The sequence below is a fragment of the Streptomyces sp. NBC_01707 genome (assembly GCF_041438805.1).
GTDB lineage: Bacteria > Actinomycetota > Actinomycetes > Streptomycetales > Streptomycetaceae > Streptomyces.
In genome coordinates, this window is sequence record NZ_CP109190.1 from 9,191,689 (window position 1) to 9,213,132 (window position 21,444).

General features: G+C 68.1%; 18 protein-coding genes and 1 pseudogene. 12 read left to right on the forward strand and 7 right to left on the reverse strand.

The features are described from left to right. Positions 1–102: 102 nt before the first annotated feature. From OG963_RS41080 to OG963_RS41095, 4 genes are all read left to right on the forward strand, one after another. Positions 103–429 (forward strand): hypothetical protein, encoded by a 327-nt coding sequence (locus OG963_RS41080; RefSeq protein WP_319740335.1) that lies wholly within the window; start codon positions 103–105, stop codon positions 427–429. Between the two features lie 692 nt (positions 430–1,121). Then, the gene (locus tag OG963_RS41085; protein WP_371800078.1) at positions 1,122–1,748 is read left to right on the forward strand and encodes an SMI1/KNR4 family protein; all 627 of its coding nucleotides are present in this window, start codon (positions 1,122–1,124) and stop codon (positions 1,746–1,748) included. Positions 1,749–2,004: 256 nt separating this feature from the next. Further along, complete coding sequence (locus OG963_RS41090; protein ID WP_371800079.1) at positions 2,005–2,895, forward strand: LLM class F420-dependent oxidoreductase; 891 nt, start codon at positions 2,005–2,007, stop codon at positions 2,893–2,895. A gap of 34 nt (positions 2,896–2,929) precedes the next feature. Next, positions 2,930–3,196, forward strand: a complete 267-nt coding sequence (locus OG963_RS41095; RefSeq protein ID WP_319740357.1) for a hypothetical protein — start codon at positions 2,930–2,932, stop codon at positions 3,194–3,196. A 16-nt stretch (positions 3,197–3,212) separates the two neighbouring features. Here OG963_RS41095 and OG963_RS41100 read toward each other — a convergent pair. Beyond that, positions 3,213–3,365 (reverse strand): annotated as a pseudogene (locus tag OG963_RS41100) (IS5/IS1182 family transposase); the annotation flags it as partial. Between the two features lie 35 nt (positions 3,366–3,400). Beyond that, entirely contained in the window at positions 3,401–3,757 is a 357-nt protein-coding gene (locus tag OG963_RS41105; protein ID WP_319740338.1) for a pyridoxamine 5'-phosphate oxidase family protein, read from the reverse strand. Between the two features lie 179 nt (positions 3,758–3,936). Here OG963_RS41105 and OG963_RS41110 point away from each other — a divergent pair, with 179 nt between their 5' ends. From OG963_RS41110 to OG963_RS41125, 4 genes are all read left to right on the forward strand, one after another. Then, on the forward strand, positions 3,937–4,593 hold the full coding sequence (locus OG963_RS41110) for a class I SAM-dependent methyltransferase (RefSeq protein ID WP_319740339.1): 657 nt from the start codon (positions 3,937–3,939) through the stop codon (positions 4,591–4,593). Between the two features lie 951 nt (positions 4,594–5,544). After that, complete coding sequence (locus OG963_RS41115) at positions 5,545–6,534, forward strand: LacI family DNA-binding transcriptional regulator (protein WP_362273833.1); 990 nt, start codon at positions 5,545–5,547, stop codon at positions 6,532–6,534. Between the two features lie 236 nt (positions 6,535–6,770). Then, the gene (locus tag OG963_RS41120) at positions 6,771–8,318 is read left to right on the forward strand and encodes a polysaccharide lyase family 1 protein (protein WP_371800080.1); all 1,548 of its coding nucleotides are present in this window, start codon (positions 6,771–6,773) and stop codon (positions 8,316–8,318) included. A gap of 281 nt (positions 8,319–8,599) precedes the next feature. Next, on the forward strand, positions 8,600–9,787 hold the full coding sequence (locus tag OG963_RS41125) for a protein kinase family protein (RefSeq protein ID WP_371800081.1): 1,188 nt from the start codon (positions 8,600–8,602) through the stop codon (positions 9,785–9,787). 102 nt (positions 9,788–9,889) lie between these two features. On the opposite strand, the gene OG963_RS41130 is transcribed toward OG963_RS41125, so the two are convergent. Beyond that, positions 9,890–11,092, reverse strand: a complete 1,203-nt coding sequence (locus OG963_RS41130) for a PP2C family protein-serine/threonine phosphatase (protein ID WP_371800082.1) — start codon at positions 11,090–11,092, stop codon at positions 9,890–9,892. A gap of 523 nt (positions 11,093–11,615) precedes the next feature. Here OG963_RS41130 and OG963_RS41135 point away from each other — a divergent pair. From OG963_RS41135 to OG963_RS41145, 3 genes are all read left to right on the forward strand, one after another. Next, complete coding sequence (locus tag OG963_RS41135; RefSeq protein ID WP_319740343.1) at positions 11,616–12,209, forward strand: XRE family transcriptional regulator; 594 nt, start codon at positions 11,616–11,618, stop codon at positions 12,207–12,209. 136 nt (positions 12,210–12,345) lie between these two features. Beyond that, positions 12,346–13,224 carry a trans-aconitate 2-methyltransferase gene (locus tag OG963_RS41140; protein WP_371800083.1) on the forward strand — a complete coding sequence of 293 codons (879 nt, stop codon included), beginning with the start codon at positions 12,346–12,348 and terminating at the stop codon, positions 13,222–13,224. Positions 13,225–14,008: 784 nt separating this feature from the next. Then, a complete protein-coding gene (locus OG963_RS41145; protein WP_371800084.1) occupies positions 14,009–16,321 on the forward strand; it encodes an FUSC family protein in 2,313 nt (770 codons plus the stop codon). Positions 16,322–16,491: 170 nt separating this feature from the next. Here OG963_RS41145 and OG963_RS41150 read toward each other — a convergent pair whose 3' ends face one another. The 3 genes from OG963_RS41150 to OG963_RS41160 all read right to left on the reverse strand — a co-directional run bounded on the left by OG963_RS41150 (position 16,492) and on the right by OG963_RS41160 (position 18,984). Next, positions 16,492–17,367 (reverse strand): NAD(P)-dependent oxidoreductase, encoded by an 876-nt coding sequence (locus tag OG963_RS41150; RefSeq protein ID WP_319740346.1) that lies wholly within the window; start codon positions 17,365–17,367, stop codon positions 16,492–16,494. Between the two features lie 93 nt (positions 17,368–17,460). Further along, entirely contained in the window at positions 17,461–18,390 is a 930-nt protein-coding gene (locus tag OG963_RS41155) for an MIP/aquaporin family protein (RefSeq protein WP_371800085.1), read from the reverse strand. A gap of 93 nt (positions 18,391–18,483) precedes the next feature. After that, positions 18,484–18,984, reverse strand: coding sequence for a carboxymuconolactone decarboxylase family protein (locus tag OG963_RS41160; RefSeq protein WP_319740348.1), 501 nt, complete (start codon positions 18,982–18,984; stop codon positions 18,484–18,486). 47 nt (positions 18,985–19,031) lie between these two features. Between OG963_RS41160 and OG963_RS41165 the strand changes: the two genes are divergently transcribed. Next, complete coding sequence (locus OG963_RS41165) at positions 19,032–20,483, forward strand: PLP-dependent aminotransferase family protein (RefSeq protein ID WP_319740349.1); 1,452 nt, start codon at positions 19,032–19,034, stop codon at positions 20,481–20,483. Between the two features lie 82 nt (positions 20,484–20,565). On the opposite strand, the gene OG963_RS41170 is transcribed toward OG963_RS41165, so the two are convergent. After that, the gene (locus OG963_RS41170) at positions 20,566–21,105 is read right to left on the reverse strand and encodes a TIGR00730 family Rossman fold protein (protein ID WP_319740356.1); all 540 of its coding nucleotides are present in this window, start codon (positions 21,103–21,105) and stop codon (positions 20,566–20,568) included. Positions 21,106–21,444 lie beyond the last annotated feature (339 nt).

The following is a 21,444-nucleotide window of genomic DNA, read 5'->3' on the forward strand; positions in this document are numbered from 1 at the left end:
GAGGGCGGCCCGGATCGTGTCTGCGTGCACGTGCTCGGCCTTGACGATGGGGATCGCGTTTCCCGAGGGTCAGCCCCGGATCCACCAGGACATCGGACTACGGTGACCGAGGTCCGTGGCGCGGTCGGCCGCCTGCGCACCTGGCCCGACGCGGTGGCCATCGACCAGGCGCACTCTCGCGCCAATCGCGCTCACCTGCGGAAACAGAGCATCGAGGCAGTCATCCGGCAGAAGGCCGACCAGGCAGCGAACCACAAGACGGCCGGCCACCGGGGCGGCAGGCCCGCCTTTCACGACGCAGAACTCCACAAAGATCGCAACAGCGCCGAACGGTGCATCAACAAGATCAAGGCGTGGCGCTGCTTCAAGACCCGCTCGACAAGACTTCCGACAACTACCTCGTCGGTCTTCACCTGCGCGGAGCAGTGATCTGGATGCTCAGCCTCCACCCCGCAACATGATCACGACTTGGGGCGGCCCTCAGGCGTGCGTGGCGGCGTGAGGCTCTGTCCGGGCGGGGAGCGGCCGCCGTGCGCTGCCCGCCGTAAACTTGAAGTGAGCTTGAGCCTTGCCAGGCGTCCAGTTCAGGCGGGCCACGCGAGATGATCCAGCCAAGGGCGGCGGGATTCGAACTTCCCACGGCTCCGGCCATCGCGGGCTCTCGCCAATGAGCGGAAGCCTCTGCCTCGCTTTGTGAGCGGTGGAATCCCCTCAGGAAGGACGTGGGCCAGATGAGCCACTTTGTGAGCCAGGTGCCTATCAGTGACATCACAATGGCCGCCACGGATGTGCGCTGGATCTTCCCCGTCGGCATAGCGGTGGTCGTAGTGGCGGTTCTGCTTGGCCTCCTCTGGTGGGACGCGCGCCGTCGGTCTCGAGCACGACTGCAGGGACCACGGACCGACCGTTCCTCCCGAAGCGGTCGGACTTTGAGGGACGCCGATGATTTCGGGGAAGGCCTCAGCCCCTATGAGATCAACCGACCCTCTTCGCTGCGCGACGCACGCAAGGAGGACAACGGTGGGGCTTTTGGCAGTGGAGGAGCCGGCGGCTGACGGGTCGGCGCCGTCGGCGGCACTCGCCGAGATCATCTCTCTCCGTGCGCGTCTACCCTCACCCGTATGACGACCGATTGGATGGCGGAAGCCCAACGCATCGCCCGGGGGCGGCGCCTTGAGGAGCTCAGTTGTCCCCCCTCGGGGCAGGACGCCTGCCCGGCGCCGCCGCTCTCCGAAGCGGAGATCCGCGAAGCGGAGGCGGAGCTGGGCATCGCGTTCCCGGACCAGTACCGAGAGTACTTGCTCCGGCACAGCCCCGACGGCGCTGTGAACCGCCTACGCCGGTCCGCGGCAGGCTGGGGCTGGCATGGGGACTCAAGCACCAACTACGACCTGCTCACTACCGCCTTCCCGCATCCGGACTCCTACCGTGCTTACGAGGATGAGCTGGACGCACGCGAGCCGCTGCCGGAGGACTTCCCGGACCACAACGCCCACCAGGCGGCATGGAAGCAGTGGGATGCCGAGTACGAGGTGTTCCAGGAGCGCAAGACGTCCGGAGCTGTATTCATCCAGGACAACGGCTGTGGCTTCTCGACCCTGCTCGTTGTCGCCGGTCCCTACCAGGGCTCACTGTGGTTCGACGGCCGGGCCACCTGCGACCGAATCCTTCCTCTGAATCTCGACGGTCGGCCTGTGTCGTTCATGGACTGGCTGGCTCGAAGGTCCATGGATCTGGTCGGCTGGTGAACGCTGCCGGGCCGACACCGGGTGGAGCCGGTCCGGCAGCCCCATCGCAGAACTCCCTGACTCACCCACCGATGAGGACCCTCGGTCGGACTGGTCGCGGTTCAGATCGTTAGAAGTCCTAACGGAATGAACCACCACAGCGGCGCCTGCGGACCCTCGCTTCGCGGCGCGTGGTTGATGGCTGACCGTCGATGTCCGTCCGTGGGGGAGAGATCATTTCGTGAGGAGTACTTGAAGCGACGTCCGGAGGTGGAGAATGCGAGTGGGGTTGCACGCGCTCGGCATCGGTGACGGTGCCCGTCCCGAGGTGATCCGTGCGGTGGCCACAGCCGCGGAGAAGCACGGCTTCGCGAGGCTCTGGTGCGGCGAGCACGTGGTGCTCGTGGACGCGCCTGCCTCTCGCTATCCCTACTCCGAGGACGGCAGGATCGCCGTGCCCGCGGATGCGGACTGGCTGGACCCGCTGCTTGCCCTGACCTTCGCGGCAGCCGTCACAAGCCGGATCGAGCTCGGCTCGGGCGTACTCCTGCTGCCTGAGCACAACCCGGTCCTGGTCGCCAAACAGGCCGCCACACTCGACGTGCTCTCCGCCGGGCGATTCAGCCTCGGGGTCGGGGTCGGCTGGTCCGCCGAGGAATTCGCAGCACTCGGAGTGCCCTTCGCCGAGCGCGGGCGGCGGACCGAGGAGTACCTCGCCGCGATGCGCGCCCTCTGGGCCGAGGACCCGGCGTCCTTCACCGGGGAGTTCACCCGCTTCGACGCGATCCGGGTCAACCCGAAGCCGCTGCGCGGCGGCCGTCTCCCGGTCGTGGTCGGCGGCAACAGCGACGCCGCCTTGCACCGCGCGGCCACGCTCGCCGACGGCTGGTACGGCTTCGACGTCGCGGCGTCGGACGTCCCGGCGCGCGTCGCCGTGCTCGCCGATGAGTGCGCCCGCCACGGTCGCGCTTTCGGTGAGCTCACGGTCGCCGTCGCTCTGAGCGACGGCATCCCGGAGGACCTCCCGGCACTCGGTGCGGCGGGCGTCACCGAGCTCGTCGTCGTCGGCGCACCCCCGCCCGCTCCCGACGCGGCAGCCACCTGGGTCGCGGAACTCGCCCGGACCTGGATTCGCCCGGAGGAATGCGGAGCTCCCACTCCCGCATAGCGCGGGGGCACCGGGGGACCGGCCTGGTGCCCCCGTGACCGACCTCGGCACGGAGGGGACGATGGATGCGGCCGGCGGCCACGGGGGCGGCGACGCGGGATTGATGGACGCCTTCATCGCCGTCGTCGCCACCGGAGACCCCGGTCTGGTGAAGTCCGAATCCCTCACCAGCCACCTGACCGTACCGGCCGCCGAACGTGCACGGCACGACAACACCGTCGAGGGCATACGGCCGCCCACCTGCCCGCGACCGCTCGGCTCTGCCTGGTGCGAAGGTGGTCGAGAGCGTCGGACATCATGAGCGGACCGGTGCTGGGGAGCGCCGCCCGATCCGGAGCACGCAGACGTCCGGGGCGGTGAGGCCGGCGCTCGGCAACGGGCGGCAGCAACGGAGCCACGCGCTCCCGGAGGTCGTCCGGAACAAGAGCAGCAACCACCCACACGGCCTCGCGATCAACAACGCAAGGCACGACATCGCGGGCCCGACTCGCTCTGTAACGATCAGTCAGTCGGTGATGGCGCCGACCTGCCGCTGTGGGGTGATCCTGACGACCACCCGCACCACCTCGGGTGGCGGTTCCGGGTACGTCTCACCCGCGCCGGGCCCCTCGTACCGCTCGGCCAGTGCGACGGCCGGCATCCGGCCCCGATCTTCGGTCACCGTCGCGGTACCGTGCGCCTCCCGGCATCGCAGCGGGTTGACCCGGTCGTGGATCGTCAGGCTCACCCGCGCGTCGCGCTCCACGTTGCTGACCTTGCGGCGGCCGGCTGCCGAAGAGAGAAGCAGGTCGTCGACGTCCCGGGCGACCCAGCCCTCGCCCGGGCTGTTGTCATCGCCTACCCTCTCGGCCCTGGCCGCCATCAACCAGAGGCAGGAATACACCCAGGTCGCACGAGAGTCTGTGACAGGGTCGGCTTCCGCATCCCGGCAAGCTTCGGCCTGATCACTTCTCTGAATCAGTGGCGGCCCGGACGAACAGGCGGGAGGGATGTTCGCGATTTTCTCGGCTCACCTCCGCGCCGGGAATTACTGTCGCGAGCATGGTCGAACACGATGCCCTCAGTGTCTCTCGCGACGCCTACGATGCCGTTGCCCCTACTTACGCGCAGTTGTTCCGCGACGAGCTGCGTGACAGGCCTTTTGACCGCGCGATCTTGAGTGCCTTCGCCGAGGTCGTAAGCGCCAGTGGGGACGGTCAGGTCGCGGATCTGGGGTGCGGGCCCGGCCATATCACTGCCCATCTGGACAAGTTGGGTCTTCCCGTGTTCGGCGTTGATGCCTCTGCCGCGATGATCAAGTTGGCTCGAAATGCCTATCCGGGCCTGCGGTTCGACACGGGCTCGATGGCGGCGTTGAACATCGCCGACGGCCTGCTGGACGGCGTACTCTCACGCTGGTCCATCATCCACACTCCGCCGCAAGAACTCCCCGTCGTCTTGGCGGAGTTCCACCGTGTGCTGGCACCGGGTGGCCACCTTCTGGTCGGCTTTTCGGCCAGCGATGATCCGTCTCGCCCGACGCAGGCCTTCGATCACGCAGTCGCGACGGCCTATCGGTGGTCGCCTGATCACCTTGCCGAGATGCTGCGCAAGTCCGGATTGGCCGAGGTGGCTCGGATGGTTCGCGAGCCTCTGCCCACCGACCGACGGCAGTTCCAGGAGATTCACCTGCTCGCCCGCAAAGCCCAGAACGCCTGAAGACGCTCGATCGGCACACGCGCTCATCCCATGGTCCGGTTCTTCCTGGTCCGAACCGGTGCTCGCTGATCTCCGCTTCAGGTCACAGGCCTGCAGAGCCCGGCAGTTGTCCGTTGGTAGGCATGCCGGTCGCTCTGGGCGAGCCCATTCCGTGCGCCTGCGAGACCGACCTGTAATCCTTCGAACTCGCCGAGCCGGCCTTGGCGCTCGGCTTCGGCGATACGAGCGATGAGGGTGTCGCGAATGTCGATCGGTCGCCCCGCTGATCCGGGGGTCAGGTCGGTGCAGCGAGCATCTGACCGGCACCACATGATGGGCACCACATACTCGAGTTGGGTGCCGGCGACACAGTCACCTGCATGGCACCTGGGCCACAGGCCAGAGGCTGCCGGCAACGCCGCAGCTCCGCTCCGCGACACCGGCCGGTCTCCTCGGCCGGTGGGCCGGCGGACCCACCCGGCGCACGGCGAGCGGGTTGACGACGTGGTCGTCGGCCCGCAAGCGCCGGCTTCCTTCGAGGCTGATATCGCGCTGATGGAACAAGGACGTTACGCAGCACGGGATTTGACCGCAGCATTGACATGCTCAGGACTCGCCGCCACTCTGATGCCAGCTCGGAATGCAACCGGTTGCATCCCAGTATCTGTGGGTCGCATGCCGGAGGGGCGAGGTGTCCCCACGCTTCGTACGCCCCATCGACCCCCCAGTCGAGAGGACTTCCGGTGTTACAAGCCACAGGACACGGCCGCCGCCAAAGCGTTCGTGGAAGCAGATGCGGAGTCGAACCGATCACCTCCACCACCTCTTCGCCGACCATGTTTGCAACCGGTTGCACGATGAAAGGCGGTGCTGTCGGTGCGGGCTAGTGTGTGCACCTGACGAAGAGTTGGCCGGTTTCGGGCAGAGGTCGGCCGACCGTGCTTACGGCGGGCAAGGGAAGCAACCGTGGTCATGACCATCCGTGACGTAGCCCAGGCCGCCGAGGTTCATGTCTCGACCGTCTCCCGGGCCTTTTCCGCCCCCCATCTGGTGAAGCGGGAAACCCGCGAACGGGTGCTCGCCATCGCCGCGGAACTGGGCTACCAGCCCAACGAGACCGCACGCGCTCTGACCACGGGCCGCACACGGAATCTGGGACTGATCGTCTCCGATATCGCCAACCCCTTCTTCCCGCCGCTCATCAAGGCTGCTCAGGCCTACGCGCGGGTCCGCGGCTACCAGGTCTTCGTCGCCGACACCGACGAGGACGCGGCCGTCGAGGAGGAACTGATCCAGACCCTGGCCCGCCAGGTGGACGGTGTGATCCTGGTCAGCCCCCGGCTGGCCAACGACGTCATCGGCCGGCTGGGCGGCGAGCTGCCTTTCGTGCTGGTCAACCGTTCCGTGGCGGGGCTCTCGGCCGTACTCATGGACGTGGCGAACGGTGCGGCCCTCGCGGTGGATCACCTCGCCGGGCTGGGCCACCGTCACCTGGCCCTGGTCTGCGGTCCCCGTGGTTCGTGGACCAGTGCGCAGATGCGACGGGCGGCCGGAAAGGCCGCCGCCGACCAGGGGGTCAGGCTGGACGTCCTCGGCCCCAATCCGCCGACCGAACACGGCGGCATCGCGGCAACGCCCGCCGTCCTGGGGACGGGCGCCACCGGGGTGATCGCCTACAACGACCTGGTCGCCATCGGGCTCATCGAAGGGCTCGACGGCCAGAACGTACGTGTGCCGCGGGACATCAGTGTGATCGGCGTGGACGACACCGTCGCCGGCAGGCTGAACCGCCCCCGACTCACCACCGTCGCCATGCCCACCGCGGCGGCGGGGCGCACGGCGGTCGATCTGTTGATCCAGGCTCTGGAGACCTCCGGTGAACCGGCAACGGCCCGGACCATGCTGGCGACATCGCTGGTCGTCAGGGACTCCACCGGCGCCCCGGAGCAACCGGCCGGCTGATCCTTCGTCTCAACTTCTTGACGAGCCAAAGCGGGTGACGTACCGTCACCGCTGTTCACATACACGAACCCGATTCTCATACAAGAATTCTTGTGAATCGGGAACGGCCTTCACGCATGCATCTGGGCCGACCGGCGACCTGCCAGGCAACAGGTCGGCAGCCTCGACGGCCCGCCGAAATGAGCACGGTACGTAGCAGCAACACCCAGCATTCGACAACGAAAGGTGAGGCGAGGATGAGACGACCAGTCGCACTACGACTCAATGCGGCGCTGGCCACGATGGCCCTTGCGGCCGCGACCGGTCTGGTCATGTCGATGCCCGAGGCGTCGGCGGCAACCGGTAGCGCCACCGGCTACGCGACCCAGAACGGTGGGACCACCGGCGGTACGGGTGGCCAGACGGTGCGGGCCACCACGGGGACCGCGATCCATGCGGCCCTGTGCAGCCGGGCCAGCAGCAGTACCCCGATCACCATCGAGGTCGAGGGGACCATCAACCACGGCAACACTGCCAAGGTGTCGGGCGACAGTTGCAACACCGCCGCCGGCGTGATCGAACTCAAGCAGATCAGCAATGTCACGATCGTCGGCGTCGGCAGCGGAGCGGTCTTCGATCAGCTGGGCATCCACATCCGCGAGTCCAGCAACATCATCATTCAGAACGTGACCGTCCGGAACGTCAAGAAATCGGGCTCACCCACGTCCAACGGTGGTGACGCCATCGGCATGGAGAGCGACGTCCGCAACGTCTGGGTCGACCACACCACGCTCGAGGCGTCGGGTGGGGAGTCCGAAGGGTTCGACGGCCTCTTCGACATGAAGGACAACACCCAGTACGTGACCCTGTCCTACAGCATCCTGCGCAACTCCGGCCGCGGGGGCCTCGTCGGATCCAGCGAGACCGAACTCTCGAACGGCTTCATCACGTACCACCACAACCTGTACGAGAACATCGACTCCCGCACCCCCTTGCTGCGCGGCGGTATAGCGCACATCTACAACAACTACTACGTGAAGCTCAACGAATCCGGCATCAACTCCCGAGCCGGCGCCCGCGCCAAGGTGGACAACAACTACTTCAAGGACTCCAAGGACGTCCTGGGCACCTTCTACACCGACGCGGCCGGCTACTGGCAGGTCAGCGGGAACACCTTCGACAACGTGACCTGGTCCAGCCCCGGCAGCGAGAACAACCCCGCCGGCCCCAACCCCCAGTCCAACACCACTGTCAGCATCCCTTACTCCTACAACCTCGATGCGGCCAGTTGTGTGCCGGACATCGTGACGCAGACGGCAGGCGCCAACAAGGGGCTGCAGGTGTCGAACGGCAACTGCTCGCCGCAGACCCCGACCCCGACACCGACCACCCCCACGCCCGACCCCACCACTCCCACACCGGACCCGACCCAGCCCGGCGGGACCAACCTCAGCATCGGCGCCGGCTCCGACGGCTCCGGCAAGGCCGGAGGGACGAGCTTCGGCAACGTGCGCGACGGTGACATGAGCACGTACTGGTCGCCGGCCGGCTCGACCGGTTCCATCTCGATCAAGTGGGCTTCCTCCACTGCCGTATCCAGGATCAACATCCGGGAGGGGTCAGGCTCCGAGGGCAGCATCGGATCGTGGAGGGTGGTCAACGGTGACACCGGCGCAGTCCTGACGTCCGGCAGTGGTGCGGGTGTCATCGCGGTTCCCCGGACCTCGCTGAGCAAGATCACTTTCGAGATCGTCAGCTCGACGGGCACACCGAAGATCGCCGAGTACGAGACCTACGCCGGGTAGCGGCGCGCGGTCCCGTCGTCCGTCCGGGGGCCGGCTTCCCCGGACACGCCGGGCAACAGCAACGGGGGCCGTCGCGTGCGGCGGCCCCCGTTCAGGTCGATTCGCACACTCGGGTATCCGCCGCCGCAGATGGGAACCGTCGGAGTTCTGCGCGTGGAGAACTCTTGGCCTGTCGGGCCGTGAGACATCGGTGCTCACGCTGCCGGTCGGCTGCCGGAGTCAGGGTCGATTACATTCGCACGATCGAAGACGTTGATGGTTCGGGCATTGAGGAGTCGTTGATGGACCACCCGGATCCGCAGTATGTGGCACGCCTGGCCACGTACGGATCTGTTTCCACGCACCTGTCGCTGCTCAGCGACCATCGACTCGGCGAAGTCGTGGCCGCCGCCACCCCGCTCGGGTCCGGTATCGGGGGCAGGTCGGCGGAGCTCGAGGTCGGCGGGACCCGAGTCTTCGTCAAGCGAGTCCCTCTGACGGACATCGAGATGTGGCCGGAGAACCTACGGTCGACGGCGAACCACTTCGGCCTGCCGATGTTCTATCAGTACGGGGTGGGCTCAGCCGGCTTCGGGGCCTGGCGCGAGCTGGCCGTGCACACGATGACCACCAACTGGGTCCTCGGGAACGAGTACGAGGGCTTTCCGCTGATGTACCACTGGCGAGTCCTGCCGGACTCTCCTCCCCGGGGATTCGCCGACGCATTCGGGAGCATCGACGGGGCGGTCGCGCACTGGGAGGGCTCGTCAGCCGTGCGGGAGCGGCTGGAGGCCCTCGGCCGGTCCTCCTACAGTCTTGTGCTCCTCCTGGAACACGTCCCGCACACACTTGCCGCGTGGCTGGGCGAGCAACGGAAGGCCGCTCCGGATGGCGAAGACGGCCTGACGCACGCGTGGGCTGAAGAAGCGCTGACGCGCGGAGCCGCCTTCATGAGCTCCCGCGGACTCGTCCACTTCGATGCCCACTTCGACAACGTCCTGACCGACGGCCGGTCGATCTACTTCGCGGACTTCGGTCTCGCTCTGAGCTCCGGGTTCGAACTCTCTCAGGAGGAATTCGAGTTCCTCACCGCCCATCTCGCGTATGACAGTTGCTACGTCGCGAACCACCTGCTGCGCCACCATCTGCCCGACGGCCTGCGCGGCGAGGTGGAGCACGAGGTGTTTCTGCGCAACTGGATCGCAGGTGAAAGGTCCGAGAGGATCCCGCCCGCGATCGCGGCGATCATCGACCGGCACGCCCGGGCTGCCGTTGTGCTGGACGGGTTCCACCGCCGGCTGCTCACGGTGAGCAAACGGACGTCGTATCCGGCCGCCGACATCGAACGGGTCAGGTCGGGTGGTCGTTCAGCGCGGTGGAGCCAGGTGGGATCGGTGGGTGTTCACAGGCCAGGTCGCATTGATCTCGGCGACGAGGGGGCGTCGGCCTCTGCCTCGAGCTGTCTGGAGCCGAGCGAGCCGCTGCGGTGACAGCGTTCCGGTCGCTTCCGCATGCCGTGCCCAATGCGTGCCGAACATCCCCGTGTGGGGACGGCGTTGCTCGCTCCTCCCGGCCGATGGGTGGCGGCCAGGTCACAGGCGGACGACGACCACGGCCGTGTCATCGGTGGCGGAGCTGAGGTCGATGAGTGCATCTGCCAGTGCTTCGACCTCGCCGTTGCCATGGCGAGCCAGATGGTCGGCGAGGCGCTGCAGTCCTTGGTCGATGTCCTCTCCGCGGCGCTCGATCAGCCCGTCGGTGTACAGGACGAGCGTGGCGCCGTCGGCGTAGGTGGTGGAGGCCTGGGGCCTGGGGGTGTGTTCCATGCTGGCCCCCAACGGCGGGTCGGTCGCCTGGTCGAGGAAGCGCACGGTGCCGTCGGGGTCGGCCAGGGCCGGAGGCGGGTGGCCGGCGCTGCTGTAGGTGATGCGGTGGTCGGCCCAGGCGATGATGGTCTGCACCGCGGTGGTGGACAGGGCACCGTCAACGGAACGGGCATACATGTCGAGTCCGTCGAGGGCCGATGCGGGGCCGCCCACTACGCGGATGGCGGCGCTGAGGGCGCTGCGCAACTGGCCCATGACGCCCGCCGCGGCCAGGCCGTGCCCGACGACGTCGCCGACGGCCACGGCGTACTTGCCGTTGGGGAGCTGGGTCACGTCGTACCAGTCTCCGCAGACGTTGAGGGCGTGGACAGCGGGGCGGTAGCGGACCGCTGCCTGGTGGTGGGCGAGGGCTTGGGGGGCGGGCAGCATCGAGTCCTGGAGCGCGAGGGCGATTTGTCGTTCGCGGGCGTTGGTCTGGCGCAGTCGCTCGTTGACCTGCTGCAATTCGCGGGAGCGGGCGTACAGCTCGAGTTTCATCTGGCGACTCTGATGATCGGCGTCCGGGCCGCCGGCGCGGACGAGGTCGGTGATTTCCTCGAGGCGGTGCACGATCAGCGCGACCTGACCGTCGGAGTCCAGGACAGGGGCATTGATCGGGCTCCAGTAGCGCTCTGCGAACACTCCCGGCCGGTCCGGCTCCTCCAAGTCGTGGCGGATAGGGCCCGCCACGTCCTGGTCGTGGCTCTCCAGAACCCGGCGCAGTGACGCCTTCAGGTCCTCCATCTCGGATTCGTCGTCCTGTGGGAAGGCATCGAACACGTACTGGCCTATGAGCTCGTCGCGGTTGCGAGCAACCAGATTCTGATAAGACCTGTTCGCGTCCAGAATGACGAGCACGGAATTGAGCACCAGCATTGCGCTGGGTGACGCCTCGAAGATGGCGTGGTAGTCGATCCCCGGTTCTCTCACGGCATACCCCGGACACGTTGGCGATCGAGTCCGCTATTCATGCTCACTTGGTTCAGTATGCTGTTGGGCTTCCGTGGTCGCCTGTCGGCCGCGGATGTCTGCCGTCACAGGTTTGAGCCGCCGGGCACGTCATGGTCCGTACCCGGCGAGAATCTCCGTCCACCGCAGAACTCGGGCATCTCGGCAGATGCTGTGTGCGGTGCTGGACGGCCATGTTGTTGACGAGTCCCTCATCTCCCCGGAGCCGGTGCGCCGGGGAGACAGGCGGCGGCCTCCCGGATTCCTGTCTCATGTCGAGGTGCATGCGGACCTCCACATGATCGCGAGCGTCTCTACGGACTGCGTCGGCGTCCGCCGGAGTGGACCGCCGGATCCACGTCCGCAGCGGAACGCTTCGCTGGGTACTCGGCGAGCGCGTTCTCATCCTCGAACCGGGTGACGCTGCCGGGTTCGACACCCGCAGGCCGCGGGCCCTCATGCGTTCACACCGCACGCTTTGCGTATGGAGCATATAGTCTTGCTCATGACGCAAGGTGATGGTGAGCTCGACAGCCTGGTACGCCAACGGATCCGGGCGCTGCGGGTGGCGCAGGGCTGGTCGCTCGACGACTTGGCCGCCCGAGCCCGGCTGAGTCCCTCCACGCTCAGCCGGATCGAGACCGGTCAGCGCCGCCTTGCTCTGGACCAGCTCGTCACCCTCGCCCGAGCCCTGGACACCTCGCTCGATCAGCTCGTCGAGACGGCCACAGACGATGTCATCTCCAGCCCCATGATCGACGGGGCCCGCCAGCTCATGCGGTGGCCCGTCCGGGCGGACCCGGGCATGACGGTCGTGCGTCAGCGGATGACGGATCCGCCGCCCGACAGCCCTTCACGTATGCGTGCCCATCCAGGCCACGAATGGCTCGTCGTCCTCTCCGGCACCGCAATCCTGCTGCTGGGCAACCGCCGCTTTCGCGTGGAGACCAATCAGTCCGCGGAGTTTCCCACCATGCTTCCGCATGCCGTCGGAGCAGAAGGCGGCCCGTGCGAGATCCTGGGCATCTTCGACCGGGACGCCCGCCGCGGGCACCAAACCGGCGTGAGCGCAGGGGACACCGGCCGTTCGCCGCAGTGACGGGAGCGCCGCGAAGCCGCCTTTCCCCGCCGCAGGTCGAGAGCCGCTTGCGTATTCGGCAGTCCGAGCAGCCATCGTCTTGCGCATTCGGAAAGCAACCGTGCCGCACACCTCTGATCCTCTTAGCGTGGGTGCCATGACGCACACATCCCCGCATGCGGCGCACGACCACGGCGCGCACTCGGTGCACCAGCACGGACAGCAGCAGGACGCCGACGACCTGGCGGAGATCCTCGACCTCGATGCGGAAGTGCTCGCGGAGCACATCGCCTCCATCACCGCATGGCTGCCCGTCGAAGCCGCCCCCCGTTACATCGTGGACCTGGGCAGCGGGACCGGAGCCGGCACCTTCGCACTGCTCAAGCGCTTCCCTGATGCCGAGGTGACCGCCGTCGACACCTCGACCAGCCACCATCACCGCCTGCTCGAGAAGGCCAAGTCGGAAGGCCTGGCCGGCCGGGTCCATACCGTTCTGGCCGACCTCGACGCTGCCTGGCCCGATCTCGGCACGCCCGATCTCGTGTGGGCATCAGCCTCCATGCACCACATGGCCGACCCCGACCGCACCTTGCGCCAGGTTCACGACACACTGGCGCCAGGCGGGTTGTTCGCCGTCGTCGAACTGGCAGGCTTCCCGCGATTCCTGCCCGAGGACGCCCCGGAAGACCGGCCCGGCCTCGAGGAACGCTGCCATGCCGCACTCGACCGTCACCATGCCGAACACATGCCGCACCGCGGCGCCGACTGGGGGCCCATGCTGACCGCCGCCGGCTTCACCGTCGAGGGCGAACGCACCATCACCGTGAACCTCGGCCCGCCCCACACCGAGGCGGTCGGCCGCTATGCACTCGGCGGCCTGCGCCGCATGCGCGGCAGCGTCGCCGAGGCGCTGACGGTCGAAGACCTGACCGCTCTCGACCAGTTGCTCGACACCGACAGCCCTCGCAGCATTCTGCGCCGCGACGACCTGACGGTGCGTACCGAGCGCACCGTATGGGCAGCACGACGTACCTGACCGGGCATGCGGCGGAAGCGACTACGGTCGGCACGTCGGCGCCGGAGTCTGCGCGGCCTGCGGGATTCAGGAGATGGTCGCCTGCGTCGCCGCGCAGCACGGGCCGGTCGGTCACGGGCGTGCCTGCGAAGGCGGGGTGAGAGGGGCAGAGCTTTCCGCTGCCGGCGCTCAGTCCCGAGCGCCAGTAGCGCTGCAGGATCAGGAATGCGAGGACCAGCGGGAGGACGGATCTCAGTGCGCCCGTGATGGTGATGTTGTAGTGGAGCTGCTGCGGCTGGTGAGCGTCCCGTCCGCAGGGGTGTTCGGCCAGATCCTGCGTCTTCGGCTGCGCCAGGAATTCCTGTGCTGCGACGACTCACGACTCGATGGACCTTGCGAGAGCCCGATGAGGGTGAACAGAGGGAGGTGCCGTTGCGCGCGATCCACTGCTGGAGGCACGAGACATCGTCAAGAGATCCGGCCACGTCGAAGCAGTACGAAGAGCGGACTTCGCCGTCCACGAGGGAGAGATCGCCGAGCTGATCGACGACAACGACGTCAGGACGAAGGCGGAGGTGCTGCTCGACGGCGCGTCCATGCGGTTCGACTCACGGGAAGAAGCCCGGGCCGGAGGTGCGGAATCCGTCCACCAGGACCTGGCGAGCCGCGGTGATCAGGACGACCGGGCCGAGTGTCTCACTCCAGCCCTTCTCGTCCGGCATGTACACACAACCGCTTGATCACTCCCGCGGGACGGCGGGGCCAGGGCGGGGGTTGACGCGTGCCATGCTGGAACTTCCGGTTCATGGTGGCGAGCGTGGAAAGCGGCAGGGTGAGGACAGTGACACGGGCGAGCCGGACGAGGATCTGGGACCGGTTCTCGGCCTCCGATCCCGGATTGTTGCGGCTGATGGCCGGCCTGCGGACGGTCGGCGCCATCGCGCTCACGCTCGCGGCCCTGGCGCTGCTCGAGGCCGATGTGAGCCATATGGTGGCCGGTGCCATCTCCGCCATGGTCGCGACCTTCGCCATCAAGGAGAAGCAGCGGCGTGGACAGGCCATCACCCTTGCGCTCGGCCTGCCCGTGGCGCTCGTGGCGATGTCACTGGGAGCGCTGTTGAGCACCGAGGTCGTCGCGGGCGACCTCGTTTTCCTCGCCTTGATCTTCGCGGCGGTCTACAGCCGCCGGTTCGGTGACCGCGGTACCGCCCTGGGGCTCATCGGGTTTCAGATCTACTTCGTGTCCCTGTTCGTCAGGGCCACGGTGTCTGCGCTGCCGGGGCTGTGCGCGACATTGGTCGTCGCGTTCGTCTGCAGCGCGGTCGTGCGATTCGGCCTGGTCGTCGAGACGCCCGAACGTATTCTGCTGCGACTGCGCGAGGCATTCCGTGCCCGACTCGCCCAATTGGTGGCCGCCCAGATAGAGTTGCTCGTCGCCGGGCCGGACCACGTCGAGAAGGCGTTGGAGGACGCACGCCGGTACACCGCGCGCCTCCATCAGAGCGCGATGATGATCCAGGGGCGGCTGGAGGAGGGCACCAGCGACAGAGCCACCGCCTTGCTCGTCCAGCGTCGTGTCGCCGACGCCGAGATCGCCGCCGAGCGGCTCGGTGTCCTCGTCCTCACCGCGCGCAGCTCCGAGCGCGCCGATACGCTCACGCTTCATCTGCCGCACGCGCCGGCACCGGCGCCCGGTAACCAGCTGCGGACACAGGACGACGTCACCGCGACGTTGCGTCGTGATCTCAACGCGTTGCGCCTGCTCGTCGCGCGCCCGGCGTCGAACAATCGCGGTGCGGCGGTGGCCCACCTGCGAAACCGGCTGCTCGGCTATCGGGACGAGGAGAATCTGCCGCGCGCCCCGGCTGCCGTCCAGGACGTCTTCCGTGGCATCGGGGAGGCGGCGCGCGGTGTCATGGGCCTGCGGCTGGCCCTCGACGGGCCCCAGGACGAGTCCGACGACACGCCCACGACGACACGTTCGCGTGAGGAACTGGAGGCCGAGGACATCGCCATCGCGCAGGCCGAGGAGACCGATGCCGACGAGGATGTCCGCAAGGGACTTGAGCGTCCCACGACGCGTGCCGCGGTCCAGGTGTCGGTGGGTTCGGCGCTGGCCATCGTGGGCGGGGAGTTCCTCTCCAGTCAGCGCTGGTACTGGGCCGTGCTGACCTGCTGGGTCGTCTTCCTGAACACGGCGTCCACCGGAGAGATCCTGGTCAAGGGCTATCGGCGCCTGCTGGGTACGGTTCTCGGCGTCGTCGCTGGTGTCGGCCTGGCTGGGCTGGTGGGCCACCACACCTGGACGGCGTTCGCACTCGTGCTGCTGTTCGTCTTCGCCATGTTCTTCACCGCGCCGCTGTCGTACGCCCTGATGTCCTTCTTCGTCACGGCGGCACTGGGGTTGCTGTACACCCTGCTCAACACCTACAGCTCCGCGGTGCTCGTCCTGCGCATCGAGGAGACGGCGCTCGGCGCCGCCTGTGGCGTGATCGCGGCGGCCGTGATCCTGCCGGTGCACACCGATCGCCGTACCGACGAACTCCTCGGCACGGTGCTGACCAGGCTCGGTGCAGTCACCGATGCCGCGGTGGAGCAGCTGAGCGGTGGGGTCGCGCGCGATCTGCTGGACATGGCCCGGGAGCTCGATACGGCCATGGAGGATCTGCGGTCCTCCACGCAGCCGTTGACCCACCCGATCACCCCGCTGCGGACCCGCCGCCAGACCGCTCGCTACGTCGTGGCGCTGCTGGAGACGTGCGCCTACCACGCGCGTTCTCTTGCGGCTACGGCCGAACTCCTTCCGAACAGCAAGAGCGTTGCCGCGGACCCTCTCCTGAAAGGGGCAGGCCGACGCATCGCCCACAACATCGACGTCCTTGTCGCGCGTGTCGAGGACGACGACAGCGACGGCGTGGTGGAGACCGGCGCGAGCCTGGCCTCCATGCTGGAGACGGACACGCCCGGCACCCCCCGGCACGACCGTGTCACGGACCGAGTCCTGCGGCATCTGCAACGCCTGGACGAAGGGTTGATCGGCCTGGCCCGCCCCCTCGGGGTGGTCTCGGCCGCAACATCCGACCGGGCGTCGTCCAGAGGCGGGGGCGGGGGCGCGTAGCCGGGCCGGCGTCGTGGCGTTCAGCCCACGTTCGACGGAAGCCGGGGGGCAGCTCCGTGACCGAGGCGACGCGTCTGCGGCTTTGTGACGGGAAGGGCGTCGTCGAAGGCGGCGGCTTCTTTGGGGACGCGTCGACCGGTCCCGGCGGAAATCGCGCATCGGATCCCGTCTCAGGTCGCGTCCTGTGTCGCGAAGCCGTCTCGCCACGTCTCATGTTCCGGTTGCCATCCGCGGGAGCGTGCCAGGGCGTTGGACGCTCCCCTTGCCCAGCTCTGCCGTCCTGATGTGGCTTCCGGAGTGGGTACGCCGAGAGCTTCGGCCAGGACGGGCAGCCACTGGCGCCCCTGCGCCGGCTCGTCGTCCACGATGTTGACAGGGCCGGACGGCCAGTCGAGGGCCGCGACGGTAGCTCTTGCGGCATCGGCCACGTGGACGAACGAGGTGACCGAACGGTCCGCCTCAAGGTATGCGAGCAGACGCGCGGTCGAGTCACCTGCCAGGGCAGCGGCAACGGCGCCGCCGGGCGCGTACCAGGTGCCGGGTCCGTACAGGATGCCGTACCGCAGCGCCACGGAGGTCTCCAGCTCGGCCGCGGTTTCTTCCAGCGCCTGGATGCCCTCCACCATTCCCCCTCGCGGCTGCGCCGCCCCGATGTCGAGCGGGACGGTCTCGTCGGCCGGGGCCTCTCCCGGTGCGTACGCCCAGGAGATGGATTGGGCGACGATCCTTCCCACCCCGGCGGACTCGGCCGCGTCGACCAGGTTGCGTGTCCCCTCCCGGCGCAGCCGGTTGGTCGCTTCCCCGTCCGCGTCCGACAGGGCGGTGAGCTGGTGGATCACGGCATCCGGTGCGGTTGCCGCCATCACCTGCAGCAGACCGTTTCTGTCCAAGGCGTCGGCCTGGACGGCTGAGGCGCCCTGGCGTCGCACGCGTTCGGCTCCTGCAGGCGTACGGGAGAGTCCTGTGACCTGATGTCCTGCGTCCAGCAGCAGGGGGACGAGCAGTCGGCCGACGGCGCCGGTGGCGCCCGCGATCAAGATGCGCATGGGGATCAGTCCTTCGTTCGGTTCGGGAATCCCTCTCACAGGGGAGGCGGCGCAGAGGGGCAAGAGCTTTATGAGGAATCATGAAGTCGTTGATCAGCCCGGGTTTCGGCCTCCGCCTCGGGTACCGCCTCCGTCAGCTTGTCGCCCAGCTGCGGTGGACGGGTGATGCCGTACTTGAAGGTCCGGATGTCGTTCACCCGGATGCAGGGCAGTTGTATCGCGCTTACCACGAGTCCGATCGGCAGGCGGCTCGGCAGCGACAGCGTGCCCGGGAGCGACTCCCCGAACTCTGCGTGTCAGCGGCCGGCGCCGGCTGAGCAAGCGGTACAGCCAGGCCCCCAGGACCGCTCCCAGGACCGGCGCGACCAGGTAGATCCAGAGATCAGTGCTCTGCCCGGCGAGTGCGGCAGGGCCGAACTGGCGGGCGGGGTTGATCGAGCCGCCGCTGCGGGGGCCCAGGACAGCGATCACCAGGGCGACGGACAGCCCGATGACGTACGGCACCAGGCGTGCGTGACGGGCATGGGTCATGGTGAATCCGACAGCGACGATGATGATCGTCATGCTGCCCGCCTCGGCTACGAAGACGGACGTGGGCTGCCATGTGGGTGCGGGCACGATCGCCGCGTAGTCCACCGACGGAAGCGAGGCCGCGGGCCCCCACACCAAGCGGCCAAGACCCGTCCCCGCCGCGGACCCGGCGAGTTGGGCCAGTGCGTAGGGCACGACGTTGCGCCCGGGGAAGGCGCCCATGAGCCACAGGGAGACCGTCACGGCGGGATTCAGGTGGCCCCCACTGCGTCGGCCGGGCGGGCTGAAAATCAGCCCGGTGAGGATGGCCCCGCTGAGGATGCCGATGACGGCGAGCGCGGCGTCGAGGTCGCCCACGTAGAGCGCGGAGTCCGGGTCGCGCAGCCACCTGACGACCGTCACCGCCAGGAACAGCAGGACGGTGGTGAGTGCGAACTCGTCGGCGGCACGCGCCAGGCGCGGAGGAGGTGACAGAGAAGTGACGGTACTCACCAAAATCTCCTGGTGTGGGCCTGCCCGAAGCAGGAGCGGAGCCGGGGCGGTGCCGAACAGCGGGCCCGGTCGTCCCGGACCCGCTCCGACCTGTCAGCCGGCGGGGGTGTAGTGGCCGGGGACGAGGCGGGTGGAGACGCCGAAGCGGTTCCATGCGTTGATCGTGGTGATCGCGACGATGAGGCGGGCCAGCTCGCTCCCGCTGAACTCCGCCGCGGCCCGCGCGTACACCTCGTCCGGCACGAACCCGTCCGTGAGCACGGTGACCGCCTCGGTCAGCTCGATCGCCGCGACCTCCTTGGCGGTGTAGAAGTGCCTCGACTCCCGCCAGGCGTCGAGCTGGAAGATCCGCTCCGCGGACTCGCCTGCCGCAAGCGCATCCTTGCTGTGCATGTCCAGGCAGAAGGCGCAGTGATTGATCTGAGAGGCGCGGATCTTGACCAGGTTCAGCAGGACGGGATCGATTCCCTGCTTCGCCGCCGTGTCGAGGCGAATCATGGCCTTGAACGCCTCCGGGGCGAGTTTCGTCCAGTCCAGTCGGGGTGCGTGTTCGGGAAGACGTTCCGGGCTCTCGTGTGCTTCGTTCGTGTTCATGGCTGCAACGCTACGCATCCAGTGGCACTGAAGTAGGGTCCATTTCTGTGACAGATTCACAGACCAATTCAGAGACCGGTCCGCCCTCCGAACCCGGCACCGACCTCCATCTGGAACTGCGCGGACCCGGGCTGCGCGCCGGGCTGACGAACGCCCTCCGGGACGCCGTGCGTACGGGGCGGTTGGCTCCCGGCACCCGGCTGCCACCATCCCGCTCGCTCGCCGCCGATCTCGGTGTCTCCCGCAACACCGTGACCGACTCCTACGCCGAACTCGTCGCGGAGGGCTGGCTCACCGCCCAACAGGGATCGGGGACCCGGGTGGCCAAGCGGGCCGAACCGCGCCGGGCGAGACCCGCCGCCTCCCGCGCGCAGCCGGCCCGGAAACGCCCCATGTACGGCCTGCAGCCAGGTTCACCGGACCTTGCGAACTTCCCCCGCACGCAGTGGCTCACCGCTGCCCGCCGCGCCCTGACCTCGGCACCGCACGACGCCCTCGGCTACGGCGACGCCCTCGGCCAGATCCGACTGCGCACCGCCCTCGCGGACTATCTGGCGCGTGCCCGCGGGGTGTACGCCGAGCCGGAACGGATCGTGATCTGCTCCGGCTTCCACCACGGGCTCGCGTTGATGGCACGGGCGCTCGGCGCACGACAGGTCCGGGCGGTGGCCGTCGAAGCGTACGGACTCGACCTCTATCGCGACCTGCTGACCGGCGCCGGTCTGCGTACCACGCCCGTCCACGTCGACGAATACGGCGCGCGCACCGACGACTTGGCGCGATTGGACGGCATCGGCGCAGTACTGATGACACCCGCCCACCAGTACCCGACGGGGGTCGCGCTGCGCCCGGACCGTCGCACGGCGGCTGTCGAATGGGCGCGGCGCACCGGTGGGCTGATCCTTGAGGACGATTACGACGGGGAGTTCAGATACGACCGTCAGCCGGTGGGCGCCCTGCAGGGACTCGACCCCGACCGGGTGGTGTACTTCGGCTCGGCCAGCAAGTCACTGGCGCCCGGGGTTCGGCTCGGCTGGATGGTCCTGCCGCAGGAACTCGTCCCGGACATCGTTGCGGCCAAGGGGTACGGCGACTACATGTCGAGTGCGTTGGAGCAGCTGACGCTCGCGGAGTTCCTGACGTCGGGCGCGTACGACCGTCATGTGCGCTCGATGCGGCTGCACTACCGGCGCCGTCGCGAACAACTGGTCACGGCTCTGGCCCGGAGAGCCCCTCACGTCCGCGTGACCGGCATGGCTGCCGGGCTGCAAGCGGTCCTCGAACTCCCGAACGGGACGGAGCAGTCGGTCACTCAGGCGGCAGCGCGGCAGGGCCTCGCCGTCAGCGGGCTCGCCGAGTTCCGCTACGAAGTGCCCGAGTCCGGCCGGCGGCTGCCCGAACAGGACGCACTCGTGGTGAACTACGCGGCGCCCTCGGACAGTGCGTGGACGGGTGCGCTGGACACATTGTGCAGGGTGATGCCCCGGGCGCAGGGTTGATGCGTGGGCAGGGCCACCGCTGCGCCGCTACCGGAACCGGCCCTTGTGCATCAGGGGAGTGGGAATCACCGCCGTGGTCGACTCACCGCGATCCGACGGATCGCTCCAGGTGGGCGAAGGCGTCGGCAGCCGTGCAGGCGGGGAAGAGCAACTTGTTCAGGGGCACCGGCAAGAATCCTTCCTCTTCCATACGGCGGAGTTGGAGTGAGAGACCGTCGTAGAAGCCTGCCGTGTTCAGCAGCACCACCGGCTTGTCGTGCAGGCCGTGCTTCTTCAGCTCCAGGATCTCGGTCACCTCGTCCAGCGTGCCCAGGCCACCCGCCATCACGACCACCGCGTCCGCGCGGGCGAGCAGCAGGGCCTTCCGTTCGGCGAGATCATCGGCGAACACCATCTCGTCGGCGTCTCGCCTGGCCCACTTCTGAAGAAAGGTGACCGAGACCCCTACGAGCCGCCCTCCGCTCTCCCGCACCCCATCGGCGACGACCTTCATCAGCCCGGTGTCCGACCCACCCCACACCAAGGTGTGACCGCCCTTGCCGAGCAGCTCCGCCAGTTCGCGGGCCGGCCGGGTGTAGTGCTCGTCGAGGTCTGCGGCGGAGAGGAATACACAGATCTTCATCGTGGTGGGCGCTGCTGTCGTCATGATCCCGACCGTACGTGCTGGACATCTCGGCGGCATGGACCAATTACCGGCTGGCGGAGAGGACCAATTCGCCGATCGGTCGGGTCCTCGCCGTCGGCTGACCGTGGGCGCCCGTCGCGGTGTGCGTGCCGCCGAACCTTTGCGTGCGTGCCGCCAACAGTCCTGGGTCACCGGGCGACTTCGGTGCGGTTCGACGGTTCCGTGCGGAATCACGTACGGCCTCTGGACAACGACGCCCGCTGCGGCCACGATGATGGCGACTCCATACGGTATGCAATCTACAGTGTGGGGTCGGACAGGGTGATGACTGCGGTC

Excerpts from the sequence above, each read along its gene's own strand:
- OG963_RS41090 (WP_371800079.1), top strand. The coding sequence starts at position 2,005 with ATGCGAGTGGGGTTGCACGCGCTCGGCATCGGTGACGGTGCCCGTCCC.
- OG963_RS41160 (WP_319740348.1), bottom strand. The coding sequence starts at position 18,984 with ATGAACACGAACGAAGCACACGAGAGCCCGGAACGTCTTCCCGAACAC.
- OG963_RS41115 (WP_362273833.1), top strand. The coding sequence starts at position 5,545 with ATGACCATCCGTGACGTAGCCCAGGCCGCCGAGGTTCATGTCTCGACC.
- OG963_RS41170 (WP_319740356.1), bottom strand. The coding sequence starts at position 21,105 with ATGAAGATCTGTGTATTCCTCTCCGCCGCAGACCTCGACGAGCACTAC.
- OG963_RS41105 (WP_319740338.1), bottom strand. The coding sequence starts at position 3,757 with ATGGCGGCCAGGGCCGAGAGGGTAGGCGATGACAACAGCCCGGGCGAG.
- OG963_RS41150 (WP_319740346.1), bottom strand. The coding sequence starts at position 17,367 with ATGCGCATCTTGATCGCGGGCGCCACCGGCGCCGTCGGCCGACTGCTC.
- OG963_RS41110 (WP_319740339.1), top strand. The coding sequence starts at position 3,937 with ATGGTCGAACACGATGCCCTCAGTGTCTCTCGCGACGCCTACGATGCC.
- OG963_RS41140 (WP_371800083.1), top strand. The coding sequence starts at position 12,346 with ATGACGCACACATCCCCGCATGCGGCGCACGACCACGGCGCGCACTCG.
- OG963_RS41145 (WP_371800084.1), top strand. The coding sequence starts at position 14,009 with ATGGTGGCGAGCGTGGAAAGCGGCAGGGTGAGGACAGTGACACGGGCG.
- OG963_RS41125 (WP_371800081.1), top strand. The coding sequence starts at position 8,600 with ATGGACCACCCGGATCCGCAGTATGTGGCACGCCTGGCCACGTACGGA.
- OG963_RS41085 (WP_371800078.1), top strand. The coding sequence starts at position 1,122 with ATGACGACCGATTGGATGGCGGAAGCCCAACGCATCGCCCGGGGGCGG.
- OG963_RS41120 (WP_371800080.1), top strand. The coding sequence starts at position 6,771 with ATGAGACGACCAGTCGCACTACGACTCAATGCGGCGCTGGCCACGATG.
- OG963_RS41135 (WP_319740343.1), top strand. The coding sequence starts at position 11,616 with ATGACGCAAGGTGATGGTGAGCTCGACAGCCTGGTACGCCAACGGATC.